The organism is Amycolatopsis sp. NPDC028719, assembly GCF_055565395.1.
The window spans coordinates 25,030-45,440 of record NZ_JBVHUL010000010.1; the positions used below are offsets into that span (position 1 = coordinate 25,030).

The 20,411-nt window shown below is 71.0% G+C and carries 21 protein-coding genes and 1 tRNA gene; 10 read left to right on the plus strand and 12 right to left on the minus strand.

Annotated features, from left to right (window positions below):
• Positions 1-475 precede the first annotated feature (475 nt).
• A complete protein-coding gene (locus ACZ4TR_RS36510) occupies positions 476-949 on the plus strand; it encodes a MarR family winged helix-turn-helix transcriptional regulator (RefSeq protein ID WP_364525917.1) in 474 nt (157 codons plus the stop codon).
• Between the two features lie 36 nt (positions 950-985).
• Here the strand turns inward: ACZ4TR_RS36510 and ACZ4TR_RS36515 are convergent.
• A tRNA-Ser gene (locus ACZ4TR_RS36515) sits at positions 986-1,072 on the minus strand.
• Positions 1,073-1,169: 97 nt separating this feature from the next.
• Between ACZ4TR_RS36515 and ACZ4TR_RS36520 the strand changes: the two genes are divergently transcribed.
• Complete coding sequence (locus tag ACZ4TR_RS36520; RefSeq protein WP_465292612.1) at positions 1,170-1,583, plus strand: hypothetical protein; 414 nt, start codon at positions 1,170-1,172, stop codon at positions 1,581-1,583.
• Here the strand turns inward: ACZ4TR_RS36520 and ACZ4TR_RS36525 are convergent.
• Both ACZ4TR_RS36525 and ACZ4TR_RS36530 read right to left on the minus strand, forming a co-directional pair.
• Complete coding sequence (locus tag ACZ4TR_RS36525; protein WP_465292614.1) at positions 1,570-2,409, minus strand: patatin-like phospholipase family protein; 840 nt, start codon at positions 2,407-2,409, stop codon at positions 1,570-1,572. The two genes, ACZ4TR_RS36520 and ACZ4TR_RS36525, sit on opposite strands and share 14 nt — an antisense overlap.
• A gap of 30 nt (positions 2,410-2,439) precedes the next feature.
• Positions 2,440-2,721, minus strand: coding sequence for a DUF2277 domain-containing protein (locus ACZ4TR_RS36530; protein WP_364525923.1), 282 nt, complete (start codon positions 2,719-2,721; stop codon positions 2,440-2,442).
• A gap of 102 nt (positions 2,722-2,823) precedes the next feature.
• Here ACZ4TR_RS36530 and ACZ4TR_RS36535 point away from each other — a divergent pair, with 102 nt between their 5' ends.
• Positions 2,824-3,765 (plus strand): Ldh family oxidoreductase, encoded by a 942-nt coding sequence (locus ACZ4TR_RS36535; protein ID WP_364525925.1) that lies wholly within the window; start codon positions 2,824-2,826, stop codon positions 3,763-3,765.
• Positions 3,766-3,771: 6 nt separating this feature from the next.
• Here the strand turns inward: ACZ4TR_RS36535 and ACZ4TR_RS36540 are convergent, their stop codons facing one another.
• Positions 3,772-3,996: an RNA-binding S4 domain-containing protein gene (locus ACZ4TR_RS36540; RefSeq protein WP_465292616.1), complete on the minus strand. Its 225-nt coding sequence runs from the start codon at positions 3,994-3,996 to the stop codon at positions 3,772-3,774.
• Between the two features lie 7 nt (positions 3,997-4,003).
• Positions 4,004-4,801 (minus strand): trypsin-like serine peptidase, encoded by a 798-nt coding sequence (locus tag ACZ4TR_RS36545; RefSeq protein WP_465293089.1) that lies wholly within the window; start codon positions 4,799-4,801, stop codon positions 4,004-4,006.
• A gap of 131 nt (positions 4,802-4,932) precedes the next feature.
• Here ACZ4TR_RS36545 and ACZ4TR_RS36550 point away from each other — a divergent pair, with 131 nt between their 5' ends.
• Together ACZ4TR_RS36550 and ACZ4TR_RS36555 are read left to right on the plus strand one after the other, a co-directional pair.
• Entirely contained in the window at positions 4,933-5,745 is an 813-nt protein-coding gene (locus tag ACZ4TR_RS36550; protein ID WP_465292618.1) for an SDR family oxidoreductase, read from the plus strand.
• A 128-nt stretch (positions 5,746-5,873) separates the two neighbouring features.
• Entirely contained in the window at positions 5,874-6,494 is a 621-nt protein-coding gene (locus ACZ4TR_RS36555) for a hypothetical protein (RefSeq protein WP_465292619.1), read from the plus strand.
• Position 6,495: 1 nt separating this feature from the next.
• Here ACZ4TR_RS36555 and ACZ4TR_RS36560 read toward each other — a convergent pair whose 3' ends face one another.
• A complete protein-coding gene (locus ACZ4TR_RS36560; protein WP_465292621.1) occupies positions 6,496-7,155 on the minus strand; it encodes a response regulator in 660 nt (219 codons plus the stop codon).
• Positions 7,152-8,735, minus strand: coding sequence for a sensor histidine kinase (locus ACZ4TR_RS36565; protein WP_465293090.1), 1,584 nt, complete (start codon positions 8,733-8,735; stop codon positions 7,152-7,154). The genes ACZ4TR_RS36560 and ACZ4TR_RS36565 overlap by 4 nt, the downstream gene beginning before the upstream one ends.
• 191 nt (positions 8,736-8,926) lie before the next feature.
• On the opposite strand from ACZ4TR_RS36565, the gene ACZ4TR_RS36570 reads away from it, so the two are divergent.
• From ACZ4TR_RS36570 to ACZ4TR_RS36585, 4 genes are all read left to right on the plus strand, one after another.
• Complete coding sequence (locus tag ACZ4TR_RS36570; RefSeq protein ID WP_364382145.1) at positions 8,927-9,733, plus strand: ABC transporter ATP-binding protein; 807 nt, start codon at positions 8,927-8,929, stop codon at positions 9,731-9,733.
• A complete protein-coding gene (locus ACZ4TR_RS36575; RefSeq protein ID WP_364525933.1) occupies positions 9,723-10,610 on the plus strand; it encodes an ABC transporter permease in 888 nt (295 codons plus the stop codon). The genes ACZ4TR_RS36570 and ACZ4TR_RS36575 overlap by 11 nt, the downstream gene beginning before the upstream one ends.
• Before the next feature lies 1 nt (position 10,611).
• On the plus strand, positions 10,612-11,667 hold the full coding sequence (locus tag ACZ4TR_RS36580; protein WP_465292623.1) for an ABC transporter substrate-binding protein: 1,056 nt from the start codon (positions 10,612-10,614) through the stop codon (positions 11,665-11,667).
• A gap of 229 nt (positions 11,668-11,896) precedes the next feature.
• Positions 11,897-12,607: a G1 family glutamic endopeptidase gene (locus ACZ4TR_RS36585; RefSeq protein WP_465292624.1), complete on the plus strand. Its 711-nt coding sequence runs from the start codon at positions 11,897-11,899 to the stop codon at positions 12,605-12,607.
• Position 12,608: 1 nt separating this feature from the next.
• On the opposite strand, the gene ACZ4TR_RS36590 is transcribed toward ACZ4TR_RS36585, so the two are convergent.
• Positions 12,609-13,217: a hypothetical protein gene (locus ACZ4TR_RS36590; protein ID WP_465293092.1), complete on the minus strand. Its 609-nt coding sequence runs from the start codon at positions 13,215-13,217 to the stop codon at positions 12,609-12,611.
• 254 nt (positions 13,218-13,471) lie between these two features.
• Positions 13,472-16,381 (minus strand): ATP-binding protein, encoded by a 2,910-nt coding sequence (locus ACZ4TR_RS36595; protein WP_465292626.1) that lies wholly within the window; start codon positions 16,379-16,381, stop codon positions 13,472-13,474.
• A 448-nt stretch (positions 16,382-16,829) separates the two neighbouring features.
• Here ACZ4TR_RS36595 and ACZ4TR_RS36600 point away from each other — a divergent pair, with 448 nt between their 5' ends.
• Entirely contained in the window at positions 16,830-17,933 is a 1,104-nt protein-coding gene (locus ACZ4TR_RS36600) for a S1 family peptidase (RefSeq protein WP_465292628.1), read from the plus strand.
• 95 nt (positions 17,934-18,028) lie between these two features.
• Here ACZ4TR_RS36600 and ACZ4TR_RS36605 read toward each other — a convergent pair whose 3' ends face one another.
• From ACZ4TR_RS36605 to ACZ4TR_RS36615, 3 genes are all read right to left on the minus strand, one after another.
• Positions 18,029-18,433 (minus strand): SsgA family sporulation/cell division regulator, encoded by a 405-nt coding sequence (locus ACZ4TR_RS36605; protein ID WP_465292630.1) that lies wholly within the window; start codon positions 18,431-18,433, stop codon positions 18,029-18,031.
• A gap of 152 nt (positions 18,434-18,585) precedes the next feature.
• Positions 18,586-19,815, minus strand: coding sequence for an MFS transporter (locus ACZ4TR_RS36610; protein ID WP_465292631.1), 1,230 nt, complete (start codon positions 19,813-19,815; stop codon positions 18,586-18,588).
• 75 nt (positions 19,816-19,890) lie between these two features.
• Positions 19,891-20,364, minus strand: a complete 474-nt coding sequence (locus ACZ4TR_RS36615; RefSeq protein WP_364528310.1) for an Lrp/AsnC family transcriptional regulator — start codon at positions 20,362-20,364, stop codon at positions 19,891-19,893.
• Positions 20,365-20,411 lie beyond the last annotated feature (47 nt).

Below are 20,411 nucleotides of genomic sequence, written 5' to 3' on the forward strand. Positions count from 1 at the left end.
GTCGCGCTGACGGCCACACCCAGGCTCTGTACCGAGGTTGTGTCTTTGGTCGGCGGTTGGCCGCGAGAGGGGGCCGGCGTTCAGGCGCTGTCGTCACGACTGCCGAGGTCGTGACCCGATACAGGCCCGATCGACGCCGTTTGCAGGAACGCAAGGAAGCCCGCGCAGTGCTGTTCGCAATCGCGCCCGGCCCGTTCGTGAACCGTTCCGGTCGCGGGGACACAGCAGGCGGTCAACCGCGAGGATCACCCGCCACGCAACCACCTGACCTCTCCCGGCGGGGAGCCGGGCCGGCACGTCACCGTCGCCGCGCCTTACCCTGGCCGACCTTCCGCCACAAGCAGAATGCGCCTTTTCCGGCCGAGTCTCAACCTTTTCGTAACCCCACCTTCGGGCGATGTTGCGACGGCATTTTTACCCGCCGCAGTTCGGACTCGGACCGCGCGGTCCCTTGATCAGCGTTCTAGGCTGCCTTATGACCGAGGAGCGGCCTGTGCGTTGGTTGAACGAAGCCGAGATGGCGGCGTGGCGCTCCTACATCGTGGCGACCTTGAAGCTGCGGCAGGTTCTGCACCGCGAGCTGGCCGACCGGCACGACGTGTCGCTGACGGACTACGAAGTGCTCGTCTGCCTGGAGATGCAGGACGGCCACCGGATGCGGATGTCCGAGCTGGCGGTGCTGATGGGGTCCACGAAAAGCAGGCTGTCCCACCAGGTCGGCCGGCTGGAGGACGCGGGCATGGTCCGGCGCGTGCGCGACCCGGAGGACAAGCGCGGCGTCATCACGGAGCTGGCGGAGGAAGGCAAGGCGCTGCTGGAGAAAGCGGCGCCGACACACGTGGAAGGGGTGCGCGAGCACCTCATCGACCTGCTGAGCCCCGAGGAACAGGCGACGATCGCCGCTGCCTTCAGCCGGGTCTTCGAGCACCTGGAGCAGGTGGACGGCTGAACCCGGGCGCGGCTACTCCGCGCCCGGGGCCTGGAGCGGTAGCGGTGGGATTCGAACCCACGGAGAGGTTGCCCCCTCGCATGTTTTCAAGACATGTTCCTTCGGCCGCTCGGACACGCTACCTCGCCCCACGAGGGTAGCCGACGGAGTCCGGGGCAACCTGCGCCCGGCCCGGGACGTGCTCCAGGTCATGGGGAGCCGCGTGCGGAGGGGGCCGAGGGTGGCAGACCGGGAACCGCGGGCCGGGGCGATCCGCCCGGTACTGGTGGTGTTCGGGGTGCTCGTCGCCGTCTTCGTCGGCGGGAGCGCGATCTCCGGCTACTCGGGTTCGGTCGCTTCGACCGGGACGGTGGAACGGATCACCGGCTGGAACACGGCGGCCGTCCGCGTCGACGAGCCCGGTGGCAGCCGGCTGCGGGAGGTGCGGATCGACCGTGGCAAAACCCGCGAGTACACCGCCGGCACCCGGATCGGGGTCCGGTACTGGCCGGACGGCGAGCGGATCGCGGTCGACACCGTGCACGAGCCGCCGTTGGTGGCGCTCGTGACGTTCGCTGCCGTCGGCCTGGTGATCGCCGGCTTCGCCTTGTCCGGCTGGATCTCCGCTCGCCGCTCGCGGCCTACTTCCAGGTGAGCGTCAACGCCGCACCCTGCGCGCGGCCGGCCTCCGCGGCCGGGGTGCGGGTCGCCGGGTCCAGCGGGTTCTCGCCGAACGCCGCCACCGAAGCCTCGTCCGGGGTGATCAGGGCGACCTCCGCGCCCGCCGCGCGCAGGTCGTCCAGCACCTCGAGCAGGGGCTTTTCCATCGGCAGCGGAGCGTCCACTCCCAGCGGCGCGACCACCGTGACGCGGGTGCAGCCCACCGCGTAGTCGGCGTTCTCGGCCGAGCGGACGCCGCCGTCCACGTACCTCCGGCCGCCGATCGTCACCGCCGGCCAGACGCCCGGGACCGCGCAGCTCGCCGCCACCGCGTCGACCAGGGACACCCCGGACGCGCGGTCGAAGCGGCGCGGCTCGCCCGTCTCGGCGTCGACCGCCACGATCACCAGGCGCTGCTCCGGCCAGTCGTGCACCGGAAGCCGCGCCTCGATCACCGCGCGGCGCTCCGCCTCGGGCGCCGTCTCGGCCGCCAGCGCGAGCCGGCCCACCGCGCGCCGGACCTCCGCCGGTGACGTCGAGCCGGTGACCGCGCCGCCGAAGTCGGCCGCGAACTTCTCGAAGTCGATTTCGGCCGGGATCTCCGGGGTCTGCCGCGCCGGATCGGCCTGGCGCGCGTACAGCTCCTGGAGCGGCGTACCGCTGGTCACCTGCGCGGCGACCACCGATCCCGCCGACGTCCCGACGAACAGGTCCGCGCCCGTCAGGTCCTGGCCGCGCTCGGCCAGCCCCGTCAGCAACCCCGTCGTCCACGCGACTCCGGCGACCCCGCCGCCGCCCAGTACCAAGCCCTGTCCGCTCATGCGGCCAGCCTAGCGACGGGGTACGACAGTTCAGGCCTGCTTCAGCGCCTTGGCCGCGATTCGGGCCTGCACCTCGGGACGGCGCAGCGGCGGGATGGTCGCCGGTGGCTGACGGCGGGCGGGCAGCTGCTCCAGCAGCCGCGTGGTGATCTCCGTGATCTCGGCGACCGCGGCTTCGAACGGTTCGCGCGTGGCGTCCGACAGCGACTGCACGCCGGTCACCTTGCGCACGTACTGGCGGGCCGCGGCCTCGATCTCCTCGCCCGTCGCGGCCGGCTCGAGCCCTCGGAGGGTGGTGATGTTTCGGCACATGCCGCCCAGGGTACGACTCTTCGGAGCCTTCGATCACACGGTCGGGTAGGCCCGGGCCCACGTCGTTGACGCCGGATCCCGCAGTTGGGCAGTGTCGGGAAAGTGCCTCTCAGACCGCGTCCCTTCCGCTCCGCCCGTCCCGAACCCCGCATCCTCGAAGAAGAAACCCCGGAAAGCCCGATCCCGGAACAGGCCTGGCCGCGCGTGCGGGCCGACGAGCTGGTCACCCTCGTGGCACACGTCTTCGCCGCCCACGGCTTCCCCGAACCGCGCGCCCGCATGGCGGCCGAAGCGCTCTGCCACGGCGACCTGGTCGGTTCCCCGGACACCGGCGTCGCCGACCTGACCCGGATCCACCTGCCGATGCTGAAGACCGGGCACGTCGTGCCGCACGCCGAGCCGCTGATGATCGCCGACCGCGGGGCCGCCGCGCTGCTCGACTACCGCCGCGCGCCCGGGCTCTGGGCGGTCGGCGACGCGATGGACCGGGCGGTGACGCGGGCCGGCCGCTTCGGCGTCGGGCTCGTCTCGCTGCGCGGCGTCGGGCCGTTCGGCCGGGCCGGGCACCACGCCGCGCGCGCCCTGCCCCACGCGATGATCGGGCTGGTGCTCGCCGCGGGCGGCGAACCCGGCCAGCCGATGAACCCCCTGGGCATGGCCGCGCCCGGGGGCGCGTACCCCGAGTTCGTCTTCGACATGGACCGCTCCGGCTCGGAAGGAGCCGGGCTGACGCTGCTGGTCGAGGTCCTCGCCGGGGTGCTCTCCGGCGTGGCCGACCACGAACACGACACCGGCCTGCTGGTGCTGGCGATCGCGCCGACGACGCTGCGCAGCGCCGACGGCTTCTACCGCGCGGCCAGCGCGCTCTTCGGCAGCATGCTCGGCTGGGACGGCGGGGCGCCGATCCGCTACCCCGGCTGGCGCGAAGCCCAGCACCTGGAGCAGTGCCGGGCGCTGGGGGTGCCGCTGTCCGGCCCGGTGCGCCGCGAGCTGGACGCGCTGGCGGCGTCGATCGGCCTGCCGCCGCTGACCAGCGTGGGTTAGCTCGGGTCAGTGGACCAGGACGACCTTGCCGCGGTTCGCGCCGACCGCCACGACGTCGCCGTCGGTCAGCTGGCGGCCGCGGCGGGTCTCGACCTCGTCGTTGACGGTGACCTCCTCCGCGTCGATCAGGTCCTTCGCGTGGGAGCCGTCTTCGGCGAGGCCGGCCAGCTTGAGGAACTGGCCGAGCCGGATCGGCTCACCGGTGATGGGTACGTCGACGGGATCACTCATACGCGCATCATGCCCGGGCCGTCGTCTGCCGGTAGAGGGCCTGGACGTCCGTGTCGAAGTAGCTCGAGTACGACGTGTCCGGGTCGTCGCCGCCGTACTCGAACCCGCCGATGACGCCGATGACCGTGCCGAGGCGGGTCTTCGGGTCCGGCGCGGTGACCCACGGGCCGCCACTGGTGCCCGTCGGGAAGCCCGCGCAGTCCACCTTCAGCTGGAACGTGTCCTGGCGGCTCGTCGTGTTCCGGCAGACGGCGGGCACCTCGGAGTCGTCCGGGTAGCCGGTGAGCGTGATGGCCTGCTCGAACCCGGTGCCGGTGGCGAGGGTGTTCGCGCCGACCAGGCTTTCCAGCGGTTTGGTGGCGCCGGCCTGGTGCGCGGTGGCGAAACCGACGTCGAGGTCCGGGTCCGACGACGCGCTCCAGCCGGGCGCGACGAGCTCGTCGGACACCGTCCAGAAGCCGAACGGCGCGACGCCGTCGTGGTAGGCGGGGGCGAACTTGACGCCGGTGAGGTAGCCGCCGCCCTCGCCGTCGTGGATGCAGTGGGCCGCGGTCAGCAGCACGTCGCCCTGGTCGCTGTGGACGACGCTGGCGGTGCAGTAGTGCGAACCGTCGAGGAACAGCGCGCCGACCGCGGGACTGGACTCCGCGGGCAGGTCGGGCGTCGACGCCGGCACGGCCTCGACGGTGTCCGAGGCGGAGGCGTTCGCCGACCGCGGCTCCCGGGCCGCGAAGACCACGAAAGCCGCGCCGAGCAGCAGAACCGCGGCGAAGGCGAGCAGGACGGCGGGCCGCCGCACGGGCATCTCCTCCTCGTCCCGGTCTTCGGTCTCCCTCACCTTAAGGTGCCGCACCGACACGATCGGCACACCCACAGCAAGCTCACAGCCGCTAATATCCGTGACTCGCGGGTAACACCTAGTAGCACGGAGGGCCGATGAAGCAGTTCGCGGGCAAGGTCGTGGTCGTCACCGGTGCGGGCTCGGGGATCGGGCGGGCGCTGTCGCTCGAGTTCGCCCGGCGCGGGGCGCGCGTGGCCCTCTCCGACGTCAACGCCGCGAACGCCGCGGAAACGGCCGAGCTGGCCGGGGACAACGCCCGCCCGTACACCCTCGACGTCGCCGACCGCGCCGCCGTGCTCGCCCACGCCGACGAGGTCGCGGCGGAATTCGGCCGCGTCAACGTCATCGTGAACAACGCCGGCGTGGCGCTCGGCGCGACCGTCGAAGAGATGACGTTCGAGGACTACGACTGGCTGATGGGCATCAACCTCGGCGGCGTCGTCAACGGCACGAAGGCCTTCCTGCCGCACCTGATCGCTTCCGGCGACGGGCACGTCGTGAACATTTCCAGCGTCTTCGGCTTCGTCGGCGTGCCGACGCAGAGCGCGTACAACGCGGCGAAGTTCGCGGTGCGCGGATTCACCGAAGCCCTGCGCGAGGAAATGCTGATCGCGCGCCACCCGGTCGGGGTCAGCTGCGTGCACCCCGGCGGGATCAAGACCAACATCGTGCGCAACTCGCGAAGTGGCGCCGACGACCAGGAGAAGGCCGCGCAGGGCTTCGAGCGGATCGCGAAGACGACGCCGGAGAAGGCGGCGCAGACGATCCTGCGCGGGATCGAGCGGAAGTCGGCGCGGATCCTCATCGGACCGGACGCCTACGTCATCGACGCCATCCCGCGCGTGCTCGGCTCGGCGTACCAGCGTCCGCTCGCGGTCCTCGCGCGCATGGGGCTCAAGAAGATGTGAAGGCCGAATCACTTTCGGACTGCGCCTTTCGGGGTGCCGCATCACTCAATGGAGTTGCGTTTCTGACAGAGCCGTCCGAAATGGTCCAGAATGCGGGGGGTCCACGAGCCCCGTACCGGAGGTCCCCGATGCTTCGCACCGCACAGCGCAGTGCGACCCGTCCGTCCGGCGACACCGCGGTGGAGTTGCTGGATCGCACCGGCATCATCGCCGCGAGCCTGCCGCAGCGCCGTCGCACCGACGACGAGCTGCCCGAGCTCGAGCCGATCTACACCCGGCCGCCGGTGTGCGACCAGGACCTGCGGCCGAAGTCCGTGGTGATCCGGCGGCGCGCCCGCACGTGGCTGGGCAGTGGCGCCGCGGTGCTGCTCGTCGCCGCCGGCTGGCTGGGTGGCGGCATGCTCTCCGGTGGCCTGTTCGGTTCGGCGCCGGCCGACGACGTGGCCCAGGTGGACGCCCGCCCGGCCGTCGCCGAGGCGCCGCCCCAGCCGCAAGCCCCGCAGGCGCCGGCGGCCACACCCGCCCCGACGACCGTGTTCGTGCCGGCGCCCGCCAAGCCGGCCACGAAACACGTTCAGGCGCAAGCGAAGCCGCAGCCGAAGAAGACCGTGCCCGAGGAAGACGAGGCACGCGTCGACCTGCCTTCGCCGACGGCGTCGAAGCCCAACCCGGTCCAGTCCTGGGTGGACGTCGCCGAAAGCATGATGCAGCAGTACCAGTACCGCGCGGACACGACGACTCGCCGCTGATTCAGGCGCCGGACCAGCGGTACTCGTGCTCGGGGCGCCCGGTGGCGCCGTAGCGCAGCCGCATCCGGACCGTCCCCGACTCGGCCAGGGCCGTGAGGTACCGCTGCGCCGTCGCCCGCGCCATGCCCAGCTCTCCCGCCACCTCCGCGGCCGACAGCGGGCGGCCCGCCCGGCGCAGCTGCTCCGAGACGAGCCGGGACGTCGCCGTCGACTGGCCCTTCGGCGCGGACGTGCGGTCCTGGTCGTGCAGCACCCGGTACGCGCGGTCGACGTCGTCCTGGCCCATGGCCCGGTCCTCGGCGAGCAGGCCGCGGAAACGCGCGTACGACGTCAGCCGTTCCGCGAGCTGGCGCGTGGTGAACGGCTTGATCAGGTAGTTCAGCGCACCGGCCCGGATCGCCGCCGCCACCGACGTGCTGTCGGTCGCCGCGGACAGCACGATCGTGTCGGTCTGCAGCTCCGGGAGCACCGCGAGGCCGGACTCGTCGGGCAGGTAGACGTCGAGCAGGACCAGGTCCGGCGCGAGCTCCCGGACGCGGGCGCGGGCCTCCGCCGCGGTGTGCGCGGTGCCGACCACCGCGAAGCCGTCGACCTCCTCGACGAACCCGGCGTGCACCCCGGCGACGCGGAAGTCGTCGTCGACGATGAGCGTGCGGATCATCCGTCCTCCGTCAGCATTCCGGGGAGTTTCGCGACGAACAGGGCACCCGTCTCGCCGTCGCCGGGGCCGGCCAGCCAGACGTCGCCGCCGCGGGCGCGGGCGGCCTGCCGGGCCAGCGCCAGCCCGAGCCCGTGGCCGGGCGCGATCTTCGTCGAGACGCCTTCGTCGAACAGCGTCCGGCGCAGGTCTTCGGGCACCCCGGAGCCACTGTCCACAACGGACAAGTGCAGGGTGCCGCCCTCGGCGAGCAGGCTGACCTCGACGGTCGCCGGCCGCCGCGGGCCCATCCGGGCGGCGTGCAGCGCGTTGTCGACGAGGTTGCCGATCACGGTGTTCGCCGCGATCGGGTCGGTGACGGTCGTCGGCACCCAGGTGTCGTCGGCGAGCTCGAGCGTGAGCCCCTTTTCCTGCGCCTGTTCGGTTTTCGCGACGAGCAGCGCCTGCAGGTAGGGATCGGCGACGGCGTCGCCCAGCTCGCTCGGCCGGGCGGAACTCGAGTCCGTCAGCGTCTGCAGGTACTCGACGGCTTCGGTGTGGTGGCCGAGCTGGAGCAGCCCGTACAGCGTGTGCAGCCGGTTCGCGAACTCGTGCCGCTGGGCGCGCAGGCCGTCGGACAGCACGCGGATGCCGTCGAGCTCGCGGGTGAGCGTGTCGAGGTCGGTGCGGTCGCGGAAGGTCAGCACGGTGCCGATGTCCCGGTCGTCCAGGCGGACCACACGCGAGTTGATCACCAGGACCCGGTTGCCCGCCACGGCCAGCAGGTTGTCGACCGGGCGCCCTTCGGCGACGGCCTTGTGCACCCGCGGGCTGAGTTCCAGCTCCGCCATCGCCGCGCCGATCGGGAGCTCGGTGCCGAGGAGGCGTTCGGCTTCGTCGTTGCGCACTGAAACGCGGTTCGCTTCGTCGACCGCGAGGACGCCCTCGCCGATCCCGTGCAGCACGGCTTCGCGTTCGTAGAGCAGCTCGGTGAGCTCGTGTGGTTCGAGGCCGTGCGTCACACGTCGCAGCCGCCGGTTCAGGAGCGCCGACGCGCCCGCGCCGAGCAGCAGCGCGCCGCCGGCGAACAGCAGCGTGATCGCGAGCTTCTGGTTGAACGCGCTGATCGGCTGGGCCACTTCGAACCCGACGCTCACCTCGCCGACCACCCGGCGGTGGTCCGGTGTCCAGATCGGCGTCTTGCTGCGGACGGACAGGCCGAGGGTGCCGCTCGCCACCGTGTTGACGTCGTCGAGCCCGGCGAGCGCCTTTTCCGCCGACGTGCTGACCTTCTTGCCGATCTCGCTCAGCGTCGGGTGCGCGAGCCGGATGCCCTGGTCATCGGTGATCACGACGAACAACGCGTCGGTTCGCGCCGCCACCGTCAGCGCTCGCTCCTGGAGCGCGCCGTCGGGGAGCTTCGCGGTCGTGTCGGCCACGACGACCGGGTCCGCCGCCACGGACTTCGCGATGGCCAGCGCGCGCTCGCCGAACTGGTCGGTGAGGGTGTCGCGCAGGAGCACGCTGACCAGCGCGACGCCGATCCCGACGACGAGGACGACCACGCCGATCTGCAGCAGCAGCACCTGCCTGCTGAACCGCATCCGCGGGAAGAGCGCCCACTTTGGCATGGCTGGGAACATACCCCCAGCTCACGGCCGTGCGCTAAACGCGCAAAACATTCAGAACGCGCAGCTCGCACGCAGAACGTCGACAAGCTTCACCTGGGCGCCACGCGTACTTAACGTCCCTTCCCAACGTGACAGGCACCACGTGACGAAGGAGTCACCTCCCCATGGTCCCCCCTCTGATCGAACTCACCGGAGCCACCAAACGGTTCCCGAGCGGGTCCGGTTCCGTGCACACGGCCGTCCGCGACCTGACCATGACCGTCCAGCCGGGCGAGTTCGTCGCCGTCGTCGGCCCCACCGGCTGCGGCAAGTCGACGACGCTCTCGCTGGTCTCGGGGCTGCAGCCGCCGTCCGCGGGGCGCGTGCGGGTGAACGGCGAGGACGTGAAGTCCATCCCGGACGGCGTCGGCTACATGTTCCAGACCGACGCCGTGATGCCGTGGCGTTCGGTGCTGGAGAACGTCGCCTCCGGCCCGCGGTTCCGCGGGGTGCCGAAGGCGGAGGCCCGCGCGCAGGCCGTCGACTGGATCGCCCGCGTCGGGCTCGCCGGGTTCGAGAAGTACTACCCGCACCAGCTCTCCGGCGGCATGCGCAAGCGTGTCGCGCTGGCCCAGACGCTCGTCACCAAGCCGAAGATCATGCTGATGGACGAGCCGTTCTCCGCCCTCGACGTGCAGACCCGCGCGCTGATGCAGGACGAGCTGCTTCGGTTGTGGTCGGGTTCGGGTGCCGCGGTGATCTTCGTGACGCACGACCTCGACGAGGCCATCGCGCTGGCCGACAAGGTCGTCGTGCTGACGTCGTCGCCGGCCACCGTGAAGGACGTCTTCGAGATCCCGCTGGAGCGGCCGCGGAAGGTCGAGGAGCTGCGGCTCACCGAGGAGTTCCGCAAGCTCTACGCCGACATCTGGGAATCACTGCGCAGCGAGGTCGACAAGGCCCGTGAGAAGGGAGCGAGCAATGTCGCTTGAGACCCCGGCGGCCACGTCCGCGCCCCTCCCGGTCCTGGAGACCGAGCAGGACATCCTCGCCCGCGCGAAGCAGGCTTCCGCGCGGCGCAAGCGCAACATCTGGCTGCTGCGCCTGGCGATCGTGGTCGTCTGGCTGGGCAGCTGGGAGCTGACCGCGACGTACTGGATCGACCCGTTCTTCTACTCGAAGCCGTCGAAGATCTGGGAGCGGCTGGTCGAGTGGTTCAGCGCCGGCACCGACTTCGGCTCGATCTGGTACCAGATCCTGGTGACCGTCGAGGAGGCCGCGATCGGCTTCGTGATCGGCGCCATCTTCGGTGTCGTGTTCGGCGTGATCCTCGGCCGCAGCTCCTACCTCGCGCAGGTGCTGGCGCCGTTCATCAAGGCCGCCAACGCGTTGCCGCGCATCGTGCTCGCCGCGCTGTTCGTCATCTGGTTCGGGCTCGGCCTGTCGTCGAAGGTCGCGACCGTCGTCGTGCTCGTGTTCTTCGCGGTGTTCTTCAACGCCTTCACCGGCGCCCGTGAGGTCGACCGGAACCTGATCGACAACGCCCGCATCCTCGGCGCGACGCGCGGTCAGGTGCTCAAGTCGATCGTGCTGCCGAGCGCGACGTCGTGGATCCTATCGTCGCTGCACGTCGCCTTCGGGTTCGCGCTGATCGGCGCGGTCGTCGGCGAGTACACCGGCGCGAAGGCCGGCATGGGCTTCCTGATCGCCAACGCGCAGGGCACGTTCGACACGGCCGGCGTGTACGCCGGGATGCTGATCATCACCGTGGTCGCGCTGCTCGCGGAGTGGGGCATCAGTTCGCTGGAGGGCAGGCTGCTGCGGTGGCGCCCGCCGTCCGCCGCCGACGCCGCGCACGGAGTGGTCTGACATGCGCCTGAAGAGGACAGTCGGCGTGGTGGCCGCGCTCGCGGTCACCCTGGCCGGGGTCACGGCCTGCCGGGACTCGCGGGAGATCGCCCTCGGCACCTCCGGCCAGCCGCACATCAAGATCATGATCGGTGGCATCTCGAAGGTCATCTACTTGCCCGGCCAGCTGGCCCAGCAGATCGGCGCCTACAAGCGGCAGGGGCTCGACGTCGAGCTGTTCGACCAGCCGTCGGGCGCCAACGCCGAGACGTCGCTGCTGGCCGGCGAGGTGCAGGGGGTCGTCGGGTTCTACGACCACACGATCGACCTGCAGGCCAAGGAGCAGTGCATCCAGAGCGTCGTGCAGTTCGCGAACGTGCCGGGCGAGGCCGAGATGGTCGCCACCGGCAAGGCGGGCGAGATCCGGTCGGGCAAGGACTTCAAGGGCCGCAACCTCGGCGTCACGTCGCTGGGCTCGTCGACGGACTTCCTGACCAAGGCCCTCGCCTCGCGCGGTGGGGTCAGCTCGAAGGAGTACACGCCGGTCAAGGTCGGCGCCGGGCAGACGTTCATCTCGGCGATGAACCAGGGATCGATCGACGCCGGGATGACCACCGACCCGACGATCGCGCAGCTGACCAACACCGGCCAGGCGAAGGTGCTTTACGACATGCGCACGGTCGAAGGCACGAAAGCCGCTTTGGGTGGTTTGTACCCGGCCAGCTCGCTCTACATGGGTTGCGAAATCGTGAAGCGGTATCCGGACATCGTGCAGAAACTGGCCAATGCGTACGTGGAAAGCCTCAACTGGATTTCGACGCACACGCCGGAACAGGTCGCCGACATCATGCCGCCGTCGTTCGCCGGCGGGGACAAGGCGCTGTACGTGAAGTCGCTGAAAGACAGCCTGCCGATGTTCACGCCCGACGGCCGGATGGACCCGGCGGGCGCGCAGAACGTGCTGAAGGTGCTGGGTGAGTCGTCCAGCAACGTCAAGCCGAAGAAGGACAAGATCGACCTGTCGCAGACGTACACGACGAAGTTCGTGGACGCGGCGCGCGCGCGGGTCCAGCAGTAGCCCCGCTCACCTGACCGGGCGGTAGGTGAGCGATATATGGCCCGTGAAGGCCTCTTCCCCCGCGGAGGCCTTCACGGGTCTTTTCGTTCATTACCGTGCAATTCCGGCAAATTGGTGATTGTTTCCCGGAATGTGAAGACCCTTCGAAAGTAGCTACCTTCCGGGCGGTGCGGATCCAACACTTGGGGACACGGTTTTCCCGGTCCCCCTCGGTGAACGGAGTCCCCGCATGTCCAGGATCCTTGCGTCGCGTGCTGTCCGAGTCCTCACGGCGGTTGCCGCGGCTGCTGCCGGCCTCGCTGTTTCGGGCACTGCCCACGCTGCGGTCGAGTACGGTTCCCACTTCCACGGTCACCAGTTCTCGGGCGGCAACTGGGGCGGTTACGTCAGCTTCGGCAGCTTCACGACGGCGACGGCGAGCTGGACCGAACCGGCGGTGACGTGCCAGTCGAGCAACGACCTCTTCGCGCCGTGGGTCGGCATCGACGGGGACGGATCGTCCACAGTGGAACAGACCGGCGTCGAGACGGACTGCTCGAGCGGGCGGCCGGTGTACTCGGCCTGGTACGAGATGTACCCGGCCGCGCCGGTGTACTACAACGTGTCGGTGAGCGCGGGCGACCACATCACCGCGACGGTGACCCGCACCGCCACGAACACCTACCGGCTGGACCTCTCCGACACGACCAAGGGCTGGTCCAAGTCCACCACGAAGTCGCTGACGTCGAAGCACGCGTCGGCGGAGGCGATCATCGAGTCGCCGACGGACTCCTACCCCTCGATCTCCGGCGGGATCACGTTCACCGGCGTCAAGTTCAACGGGACGAACCTGGCCTCGACCAGCCCGTCGGGCTTGAACGCGGACGACCGCGGCAGCTACACCTGGATCCCGGGCGCCATCGGTTCGGACGGCCAGAGCTTCACGATCTCACGGCACTGAGCTACTTGAGGTTGTTGATCGCCCAGGCGACCACCATCACCGCCAGCACCAGCGAGACGACGGCCTGCAGCATCATCGTCATCTTCGCCCAGATCCGCAGGGGCATGACGTCGGTGGGGCTGAAGGCGGCCGCGTTGGTGAAGGAGAAGTAGAGGTAGTCCAGGTAGGACGGTTCCCAGTCCTGGTGCGCCAGGTCCGGGTCGGCCATCTGCGGGAACTGCAGGTCGGGGAACTCGGCCCGGCCTGCGGCCCGCCGGCCCGGACCACCGCGGTCGAACTCCCAGTACCAGAGGGAGAAGGCGACGATGTTCGTCCAGTAGACGATCCCGCCGGTGACGAGCACGGCCCCGGCGCGGTCGCCGATCGTGCCGGCCGCGATGCCGTAGACGAGCGAGATGGCGGAGAAGGCGTTGACGCCGGTCACGGTCGCGACGAGCAGCAGTGAGATGACCCGCTCGACGGCGCTGAACTGCGACATGCGGCCGGGGTTGACCAGCAGCAGGGCCACGACGAGCAGCACGGAGACGCCGGGCAGCAGCCACCGCGGGTGCAGCGCCATGTCGTCGGGCAGGGCGACCTGCAGGACGAGCGTGGCGACGACGACGCCCATCGCGGGCCACCGGGTCTCGCCGGAGGTCCGCCGGCGCCACGCGGGAAGGGCCTGTTCGGTCACCGGCTCACGCTAGGCCGCTCCCGCCCACCACGCCAACGCTCACCCCAAGCGCCCCAATGTGGCCTTGGTTGCGTCCCACGCACCGAAGGCCGCCTTGGGTGCGTGGGACGCACCGAAGGCCACATTGGGGCGCTGGCGGGTGGCCACCAGCGCGACCCGGGACGCACTTTCACGTGAAAGTGCGGGGTGGGTCAGCCGGCGGGAGCGGTGGTGACTTCGCCCGGCAGCTTGCGGGCGACGTCGGTGCGGGAGCGGGCGCCGAGTTTTCGCAGCACCTTCGCGACGTGTTGTTCGACCGTGCGCGGCGAGAGGAACAGCCCGTCCGCGATCTCCCGGTTCGTCCGCCCCTCCGCGAGCATCCGCGCGACTTCGCGTTCGCGCGGCGAAAGCTCGCTTCCGTACCCGCGCCGTCCGCGTTGCGAAGGCGCCCAAGCCCCGTGCTCGCGCAGCTGGTGACGGCAGCGCCCGGCATCGCGCGTCGCGCCCAGCTGCTCGTACGCCTCGGCCGCCGCCGTCAGCTCCTCGACCGCGTCGCGGTTGCCCGCCGCGAGCCGGCACATCGCCGCCCGCTCGCGCATCGCCGTCGCCGGGTACGGCATCGGCAACGCCGCATAGCCCGACGCCGCTTCGTCGAACAGCGCCGCCGCGGCCAGGTGCTTCCCGCGGGCCTCCAGCAGCACCGCGCGGCCGGCGATCAGCGCCGCCGTCGCGACCGGTGCGTCCCGGTCCTCGATGCCGCGGGCGAACGCCTCCACCACGTTGTCGGCCTCCGGCCAGCGCCCGGCCCGCGCGTACGCCTGCGCCGCCGCCGGGACCAGCGCCGCCGCCCAGATCCAGACGCCCTTGCGTCCGGCCGCGGCCACCGCCGTGTCGGCCGCCGCGCACGCGCCGTCGACGTCGTCGGTCGCCAGCAGGACCGTGATCAGCACTCCGGCCGCCGAGAGCACCACCGGGATCGGCCCGCGGTCCGGCGCGTGGACGCTCGCCGCGGCCAGGTGCCGTTGCGCGGCGGCGAACTCCCCGCGCACCGCCGCGAGCCCGCCGAGCACCAGCGACGACTCCATGACGATCGGGCCGAGCTCCGGATAGCTGTCGCGCAGCTGCTCGGCGGCTTCGGCGAGCCCGTTCCAGCGCCCGCGTACCCAGTCGAGCCGGACGCGGGTGCCCTGGATCAGGCCGATCGCGTACAACGCGCCCGCGTCGGTCGCCCGCCGGACGCCTTCGGTCACCAGCCGTTCCGCCCGGTCGAGGTGACCCGCCCACGACTGGCCGTCGGCGAGGTTGCACCACAGCCGGGCCAGCTGGACGCGCTCGGCGACCGTGCCCACGGTGTCCGACAGCGTTTCGAACTCCGTCCACGCCGACGGGTCGCCGACGTGTGACGCCGCCGCGATGCGGTCGGCGGTCAGGGCGAGCCGCAGCTCGGGGTCGTCGAGCCGCTCGTACACCTCGCCCGCGCGGGCGCGCCAGGATTCGTGCCACGACAACGGCGTCAGCCCGTCGATCGGCTGCGCGAGCAGCGTGATCCCGCGCGCGGCGAGGTCGGGCCGGTCGGTCAGCTCGCCGATCGCGCGCTCGACCTCGAGGCGGCCGCGGCCGAGCCCGCCGATGGTCCGGACCTGCAGCATGCCGAGGCTCAGCCGGATCGAGCCGCGCACCGACGGCGGCAGCGCCACCTCTTCGATGACGCGCTCCAGCGTGCCGATCACGTCGGGCCGGAACCCGCGCAGCGCGACCTGGCTCAGCTTGCCGGCGACGCGCCCGATGTCGGACTGCGCCGGACCGGGCTCGGCCAGCACCGACTGCAGGAGGTCGATCGCGCGGGACGTCTCACCGCGGGTGACGGCCTCGTCCGCGGCGGCTTCGGCGTAGTGGCGCCACTGGTCGACGCGGCCGGCCGCGCGGGAGTGGCGGGCCAGCAGCGTGAGCGGCGGGGACGGCTGGGCGGCGAGCACGCGGATCGCCTGCGCGTGCAGCAACGCGCGCTCGGGCCCGCTCACCGTGTCGTAGACCGCCTTGCGCGCCAACGGGTGCCGGAAGCCGTACTTGCCGTCGCCGACCTCGCCGAGCACCCCGCCGGACAACGCGGCGAGCAGCGCGGTGCGGAGGACGTCGTCCGGGAGCCCGGCCAGCTCACCGAGCACGGCGGCTTCGGCGCCGACGCCGAGCACCGCGGCCGCGCCGGCCAGCTGCACGGCCGGCCCCGGCAGCGTGGAAAGCCGTTCGGTGACGGCCTCGCGCAAAAGCACCGGGACTTCGAGGTTCTCCAGCATCCGATCGGAGAGGACTTCGCCGACCGGCAGCCGCTCGGCCGCTTCGCGCAGGGCCCGCAGCGTTTCTTCGACCACGAACGGGATCCCGGCGGTGCACTCGTGCAGCTTGGCCGCGAACTCGTCGGTGACGCGGGGCAGTTCGAGGATTTCGACCGCGAGCTTGCGCACCGCCGTGACGTCGAGCGCGCCCAGCGCGACACGTGCGGAGTGGACCGCCGGGTCGGTCCGGAAGGGGGCGCCGAGCGGCCCGGGGCGGACGTCGGTCGCCGACCGGTAGGTGCCGACCACCGCCAGCTCCGGCGGCATCGCGCCGGCGAGGAACCGCATGAGGTCGCGGGTGTCTTCGTCGGCCCACTGCAGGTCGTCGATCAGCACGAGCGCCGGTCCGCACGCCCGCAGGAGCTCCCGCACCGCGCGGAAGACGCGGTGGCGTTCGGCGACCGGGTCGGCGAGGGGTTCGGGGCGCGGAGGAAGCGCTTCCGCGAGCTCCGGCAGCAACGGCCGCAGCACGCCGGCGACCGGGCTCAGCGGCCCGAGCGGCGCGTCGCCCACCGAGCGAAGCGCTTCCAGGATGGGCCCGTAGGGGAACGGTTCCCGCAGCGGCTGGCAGGCGCCGGTGAGCACGCGACCGCCTTCGAACTCCTTGCGGCGCCCGATCTCGGCGAGCAGCCGGGTCCGGCCCATGCCGGGCTCGCCCTCGATCAGGACGGCGGCCGGACGCCGCCGGAGCACGCCGACGATCGCGTCGAGCTCGGTGTCGCGGCCGGTCAGCCGGGCGGGTCCCGACCGGACGCTCACGGAGGTGGGACGGGGAGCCGTGAGCCACATACGGACCTCCTCGACGTACACCGGGGGCTGTGCGCGGGAGCCTAAGCAGCGCTTAACGGTCCGTAAACCATTAACCGAATAGGTGGTCAGTACCGCCGTCACACGTCCGCCTACCGGCTGTCACCGGTTTGCCGCGGGATCCACTGGTCGAGGAACACCGCGCGTGCGAAACGTCGGCGATTCACGCGTTCCGGCGGTGCTTAACACGTTCAGGGAGACGGTCTGGCTACCGAAAGTAGTGTCCGGAAACCCTACTTAAGGACCTGTCCGACCGGGTGACGAGCCCTGACTGGCCCCGCTTGGAGCAGGGGATTCGTCCGAGGTCAATGCGTATACCCATTCGCCGGGTGCCCGGATTGCACCGTAACGCCCACTGCGGGGACCCTCACCCAGGGGAGTACCACTGCGTGGCCGGTTCAGCGCCGCGCGTAACCACCTAGGGAGAAGCATGAAGATCGCCAGACTCTTCGGTGCCGCTGCCGCCGCGGTCATGACGACGGGTGCGCTCGTCACGCTCGCCGTCCCCGCGTCGGGCCAGGACCTGCTGAACCCGGACATCGTGCCCGCCATGCAGCGCGACCTGGGCCTGACCCACGACCAGGTGCTGACGCGGCTGAAGAGCGAAGACGTCGCGAACAAGGTCACCGAGGCCGTCAGCGCGACGCTCGGCGACGCGTTCGGCGGCGCCACCTACAACGCCGCCACGGGCAAGGCGCACATCCAGACGACGAACGCCGCCGAGGTCGCGAAGATCCAGGCGTCCGGGGCCGAGGCGGAGGTCGTGAAGTTCAGCGCCCGCCAGCTCGACTCCACTGTGGACAAGTTCCGGGCCCTCGACAGCTCGGCGCCGTACGCGATCACGGGCTGGGGCGTGGACTCCACCACGAACCGCGTCACGCTCTCCGTCCTGCAGGGCCAGCGCGGCGCCGCCGACGCCTTCCTCACCCGGTCCGGTGTGGACAAGTCGTCGGTCACGATCCTCGACGCCGCCGCGAAACCGACGCTGCACGCCAACATCCGCGGTGGTGACGCCTACTACATCGGCGGCTCGTCGCGCTGCTCGGTCGGCTTCTCGACCACGACCGGCTTCCTGACCGCCGGCCACTGCGCGGCCCTCACCGGCGGCGGCTCGCTGACCGGTTCCAACGGTGCCTCGCTCGGCTCGTGGGGCACCTACCGGTTCCCGGGCAGCGACTACGCGTCGGTCCGGACCAACAGCAACTGGACCCCGGTCGGCCAGATGAACAACGGCACCGCGGTGCGCGGCTCGTCGAACGCCGCGACCGGCACGTCGGTCTGCAAGGCCGGCTCGACCACCGGCTGGACCTGCGGCACCATCGGCGCCAAGAACCAGAGCGTCCGGTACGCCGAAGGCACGGTCAACGGCATGACCGCGACCAACGTCCGCTCGGCGGCCGGTGACTCCGGCGGCGGCTTCATCGCGGGCAACTCGGCGCAGGGCATCCTGTCCGGCGGCAACACGTCCGTGACGTACTTCTTCCCGATCGGCGCGGCGCTGTCGGCGACCGGCACCACGCTGCGGACCAGCTGATCCCTCCCCGGAAACAGCGAAGGGCGGGTTTCGAGTGCCTCCAGCGCACTCGAAACCCGCCCTCGTCCTCGCCGCGGGAAGGGGAGGTTCAGGGGTCAGACGTTGCTGATCTCCTCGATCAGCCCGTCGACGTCGAAGTGCGCGCTCTCTTCGCCGAGCGGCACCAGCTCGTAGGACGCGTCGAGGAACGTCCGGACGTCTTCGACCTCGAGCTCGAACGACGCATAGCCGTCCGGTGACTCGATTTCCAGGGTGAGGAAGTCCTCGTCGTCGGACAGGTCGGGGCGGACCCGGACGTCGCCGAGACCGGCCGGGTCGTCGAGGCCGGCCACGAGGAGGTCACGCGCGAAGGTCCATTCGATCCACCGGCCGCGCTCGGTCCGGAACGCCACGGTGACCGCGAACGGCTCGTCGGCGTGGTAGGAGAGGCGGGACAGGACGGGCGTGGTGCTCTCGTTCAGCACCACGAACTGGCTCTGGTGAACTGCGTCGGTCTGCATGGCCCCTCCTGGAGTCCGGGTGGTTCGCGCGGCGCGAACTGTTCGGCAAGGAGATGGCCGGGGCCTCGCGGCATGACGGAGAAACTCTCACGTTCACTTGATCGGTTGCATCCGTCCATTGTGGTGTAACGTCCGGCACACACCCCTTGCGATCATTCGGCGACTGCTGGTGACGGTTCGCGCAGGGCGCCGGGGAGCTTCTTCCGCAGCAGGAGCAGCGCCGGGATCGCCGCCGTGCAGGTCAGGGTCAGGACCGACCAGGTCAGCGCGTTGCTGACGCTGAGCAGGACGGCCAGCAAACCGGGCGCGAGCGCGATGGGCAGGCCCCAGGAGAGCTGGAAGATCGAGCTGGCCCGGCCTTCGGCGCCGGCGGGTGCGGCCGCGGCGGCCGTCGCGGTGCCGGTGGGGCCGAACATCGACTCCGCGACGGAGAAGCCGAGGCTCGTCACCAGGATCAGCGCGGTGGCGACGTGCAGGGGGACCATTTCCAACGGGATCAGCAGGGCGAAGGAAACCGCGAACAGCGTCGCCGCGCCGATCAGCCCCGCGGTCCGGCTGCGCCCGGCGAGCAGGGCGACGATCGGGCGTTGCGCGATCACGACGACCACGGTGCCGAGCGTGATCGCGGTCCCGGCGATCCACTGTGGACCGTGCAGGAGATCGCGCACGACGAGCGGCAGCACGGCGAACTTGCTCGCGCTGGCGAGTGTGAACGCCGTATGGGTGACGCAGAACCCGGTGAAGGGCCGGTTGCCGAGCACGGCGCGCCAGCTCCCCGGGGCCGCACTTTCACGTGAAAGTGCGGCCCCCTGGTGGGCACTTTCACGTGAAAGTGCGGGAAGTAACCCGATCAGGACCGCCGCCACCGCGAAGCTCGCCGCGTTCACGTAGGCGAGGAGGTGGAACGCCCAGGGACTCGTGATCGTCGGCAGCACCGCCGTCGCCGCCGCCCCGATCCCCGCGCCCGCGAAGCGGCCCACCGTCTGCGTCGCCAGCATGCGGTCCGTCTCGCTGCCGGACGTGAGCCGCGCGACCATCGGCGCGTTGCACGTCCAGAACAGGCGGTCGCCGAAGCCGGCGACCACCGAAACGACGACCACCTGCCAGCTGGTGTGGACCAGGGGGTAGGCGCAGAAGGCCCCGAGGCGCACGAGGTTCCCGGCGATGAGCAGGGCCCGCGGCCCGAACCGGTCCATGGCGGCCCCGGTCGCCGGGCCGGTGACGAGCGCGAGCAGCGCGCCGGTGCTCAGCGACGTCCCCGCGTCGAGCAGGCCCATGCCCTGGCCGTGCACCAGGAACAGCAGCGCGAACGGCACCCACAGCCCGCTGCCGAGCGCGTCGATCAGAGTCGCGGCCAGGAAGATCCGGCGTTGTCGAAGCATGCTTCCCCCCAAATGGACAGCGTTCCAGAATATGTCCTCCGGAACGCTGGGGGAAAGCGGTGGTCCCGGACCCGCCTACGGCTCCAGCGGCAGGCTGAGCCCGACCTTCACCCGGTCCATCGCCACGCTGGTCGTGAAGTGCCGGACGTTCGGGTTGTCGAAGAACATCCGCCGGGTGAACGCCTCGAAGCCCGCCATGTCCGGGCACGTCACGACCAGCACGAAGTCGGCGTTGCCGGTGACGTAGTAGCACTGCTGGACGCAGTCGTCGGCGAGGATCTGGCGGCGGAACGCGTCCAGGACCGCCAGGTTCTCGCGCTCCATCTCGACCATGACCACGAACGTCATGCTCAGCCCGAGCGCCGCCGGGGACAGCACCGCGACCTCGCGCTCGATGACGCCCGCCTCGCGCAGCCTCTTGATCCGCCGTTGCACCGCCGCGGCCGAGAGGCCGACCTTCGCCCCGATCGTCTCGGCGATGGTGCGGGCGTCCTCCTGGAGGCAGGCGAGGATGGCGATGTCCAGCTGGTCGAGGTCGGGAGTGTGCACTCCAGCAGGCTAGCCGGGACCCCCGACGATTCGCCCGGCGTTCGCTC